3 protein-coding genes and 1 pseudogene are annotated in these 3,522 nt (G+C 62.4%); 2 read left to right on the forward strand and 2 right to left on the reverse strand.

Annotated features, from left to right (window positions below):
• Positions 1-258: pseudogene (locus tag AC04SG_RS32635) on the forward strand (integrase); the annotation flags it as partial.
• Positions 259-537: 279 nt separating this feature from the next.
• The gene (gene holA / locus AC04SG_RS32640) at positions 538-1,584 is read left to right on the forward strand and encodes a DNA polymerase III subunit delta (protein WP_488554375.1); all 1,047 of its coding nucleotides are present in this window, start codon (positions 538-540) and stop codon (positions 1,582-1,584) included.
• A gap of 72 nt (positions 1,585-1,656) precedes the next feature.
• On the opposite strand, the gene AC04SG_RS32645 is transcribed toward holA, so the two are convergent.
• Together AC04SG_RS32645 and AC04SG_RS32650 are read right to left on the reverse strand one after the other, a co-directional pair.
• Positions 1,657-2,439: a DUF2182 domain-containing protein gene (locus AC04SG_RS32645; protein WP_488554376.1), complete on the reverse strand. Its 783-nt coding sequence runs from the start codon at positions 2,437-2,439 to the stop codon at positions 1,657-1,659.
• 122 nt (positions 2,440-2,561) lie between these two features.
• Positions 2,562-3,194, reverse strand: a complete 633-nt coding sequence (locus AC04SG_RS32650; RefSeq protein ID WP_488554377.1) for a DUF1326 domain-containing protein — start codon at positions 3,192-3,194, stop codon at positions 2,562-2,564.
• Positions 3,195-3,522 lie beyond the last annotated feature (328 nt).

Raw genomic sequence — 3,522 nt, forward strand, 5'->3', positions numbered from 1 at the left:
CCTGAGCCGGACTATCCGGCCGAGGCAGCGGTGCGCAGTGTGCGCCAGAACGGCGCCGTCAAATGGCAGGGCGCCGAAATCTACGTCTCGGCCACGCTGGCAGGCGAACCGGTCGCCATCGAAGAAACTGAGAGCGGCGAATGGGCGATACGCTTCTATGCCCATCCGCTCGGGTTTATCGACCAGAAGCACGGGAAACTGGTTCGCCGAAGCGCCGCGCCAACCAAACCGCTTGGCGCTGCGGCGAACTCAACATAAGGCGAAAACTGTTACCTATGTATCCGGTTCAAACTGTTACCCATCTATCGGCTGGACAGGCGCAGCCTCGGCGCCATTCTTGCAGCGCTGGCGATTGGCGAAGCCAGCAACGAGAGCGACCCCTCTCCCCGTCACTATACGGGCAGAGGATGCCGGCAGGCAGGTGAGGGGCAGCGCTGTCGCCTGGATATGAGGCATCCATCACTGCAGCCGCATAGAAACCGTCGCACTTCACTGGCTCCCGTTCACTCCGCGCCCGCATCATGCTAACCACCCACCATGGCGCAGAAGAAAGGATACGAGGTCGATTCGTGGCTGGCGAAGCCGGACGCGCGCATCTCGATCGTCCTGCTTTACGGTCCCGACCGCGGCCTCGTTGCCGAACGCGCCAAAGCCTTTGCCGAAAAGACCGGCCTGCCGCTCGACGACCCCTTTTCGGTGGTTCGGCTCGACGGCGCGGAGGTCGATCGCGATCAGGGCCGGCTGCTCGACGAGGCCCGTACGGTGCCGATGTTTTCCGACCGACGGCTTTTATGGGTGCGCAACGCCAGTGGCCAGAAGCCGTTGGCCGAGGACGTCAAGGCGCTGACGGTAGAGCCCGCGCGCGACGCCATCATTCTGATCGAAGCCGGCGACCTGAAAAAGGGCGTCGGCCTGCGCGCCATCGTCGAGGCGGCCGACACCGCCATGGCGCTGCCTTGCTATGCCGACGAGGCCCGCGACATCGACACCGTCATCGACGATGAGCTGCGCAAGGCCGGCATGTCGATGGCCCTCGATGCGCGCCAGGCGCTGCGCCGCAATCTCGGCGGCGACCGGCTGGCCTCACGCGGCGAGATCGAAAAGCTGGTGCTTTACGCGCACGGCCAGAGGGAAATCGGCCTCGACGACGTCAGGGCGATGTCCGGCGACGTCTCCGGCGCCTCCTTCGACGATGCCGTCGATGCGGTGCTGGAAGGCAAAGTCAGTGACTTCGACACCGCCTTCACCCGCCACTGCCTGTCCGGCGGCCAGCCTTTTCTTGTGCTGTCCTCGGCCATGCGCCAGTTGCAGCAGCTTCAGGTCATGCGCGGCCAGATGGACTCCGCCGGCCGCAACGCCGCCTCGGCGGTTGCGGGCGCAAGGCCTCCGGTCTTTTTCTCCAGACGCAAGCTGGTGGAAAAGGCGCTCGAACGCTGGAACGTCGATGCGCTCAGCCGCGCGTTGATCCGCCTGCAATCGGCCGTGCTACAGACCAGGCGCAGGCCGGACCTGTCCGAAGCCTTGGCGCGCCAGGCGCTGCTTGGCATTGCAGTGGAAAGCGCGAGGCTGGGGCAGCGCGGCTGATCTCCCCCCTCGAGGGGGAGATGTCGCCGAAGGCGACAGAGGGGGTCACCTCAGCTGCCTCGACTCCATCCGTCAATCCATGATCATGGCTTCCATGGGCTGGAAGGTTGGCAGCGCCTGCGGAAAGACCAACACCGCTGCCCCATAAAGGAGCAGAGCGACACCCGACAGCTTTGCGATCCTCTGCCCTGACGGCAGGGTCTTTTCCGCAAAGATCAGCAAAGTGACCACAGCCATCGCGGCGATGTTCATGATCCCGAGAGGAAAAAGAGCGAGGAACAAAAGCCAGCAGCAGCCCAGACAAAAAAGCCCATGCTCCAGCCCCATGCGTACCGCGCCCCACTGACCATCGCGCCATGAGGTCAGGATGAAGCCAATGGGCGTACGGCATTTGGCCAGGCACAGATCCTTCAACGGAGAAAGTTGATAGGCGCCTGCCATCAACAGCAGCGCGCCGCCGATGCGCGCGACCGTGGCGGCGGACATTCCCGCATGCGCCGCAATGAGCTCTCCGCCCGCCGCACCGGCAAAGGCGAGCGCACCCATCGCGCCCCAAAGCAGCATGTACGCAGCCACGAAAAACCAGGTCGAGACAAAAGTCTCGCCGCGCCCCCGTTTGCCGGCCTGGATGCGATGAAACGTCAGCACCATGGGCGCGGCGGTAGGGAACATCATGGCAATCATCATGATCATCCAGACGGCAAGAAACAGCGGCGCCTTCATCCCCATGGTGGGTGAGTACATGCGCATGTCCGCGTCCATGCCGAGCCACTGCCAGACAAGCACGGTCCACGCTGCCGCGGCGACAACAATCAGCAGCGCGAGAATGATGTTTCGCTGCAATATCAGCGCCATGGGCCAAGTCCGTTGCGGCCGGGAACTAGAGCAATTTCAGGAAAAGTGCGGTTTTCCGTCCGAAATTGCGTCAAAACAAAGAGATAGAGCGGATCGCCGTTTCCATGAAACGGTGAGGCGCTCTAGTGCTGGCCGGACCAATTGATCGGGGCATAGTGCCCGTTTCGGCGGGAATTATCCCAGCTCATGCCGTGGTCGCTGAATGTGCTGCCTTCCGCCCCCATCGCCAGGGCGAGCCAATCGGGGTTGACCGGATGGCCGGTTGCCGCCCACATCTGCCCGTCCTCGCGCATGGTCGGCAACGGTTCGACCGCCATCTGCATGATGCCCGCAATCTGCGCCGACCGCTTCTTGCCGTAGATCCGGTAGCTTATCGGTACCTTCTTGGCTCCGAGGTTCGTGCCGATCATAGGTGCCAGCACCGCCATCGGACCGCCTGCAGCGCCGGTGAAGATCGCGCCCAGCGCTTCTGTTTGCTTATCGTCGGCCTGTTCGTCGATATACGCGGCAGCCGTCCAATTGCCGTCCGCCATCGGGCCCGGCGCGTGAGCAACCATCGCAACATTGAGGCCATCCAACCGAACGTCACCGTATTTGCCGGTATCGATATGAAAGACCAGGCCAACGTCGCAAACGCCTTGCGTCGGCTTCGATGTCAGCTGCGCGTTGGTGGACAGCAGGCAAGGACACACGACATCGCAGTTGCAATTTTCGAAGTAACTTCCAGACAATTGCCAGCTGACCGCCATTTGCACCTCCCCGCTTGCGTCAGGCGCGTCGGCATGTCGCTTGGGCGAGGTGGTGCCGTTCACAAATGGTGCAGGAACGGCAATTAGCCCCGCCGCGACTGATCGGCACGCTAGGGCAGATAATTTAAGCCATATCTAATTTAGGTTACGCCGTTGCCCGGCACTGTCAAGCCGCAACGCCAATGCTGTCGTAAGCACACGAGTTGTCCGGATTAGGTAGCACGCGAGTTGTCCGGTTTTATCGCCAGCGAATGGAGGCTGGGGATGAAGCGGGCAGCATGGCTACAGGACCGGAGAATGCAGAAGTTTCGGGATGTTTTGAGCCGCTGGAATG

The organism is Mesorhizobium sp. CNPSo 4684 (genome assembly GCF_057784315.1).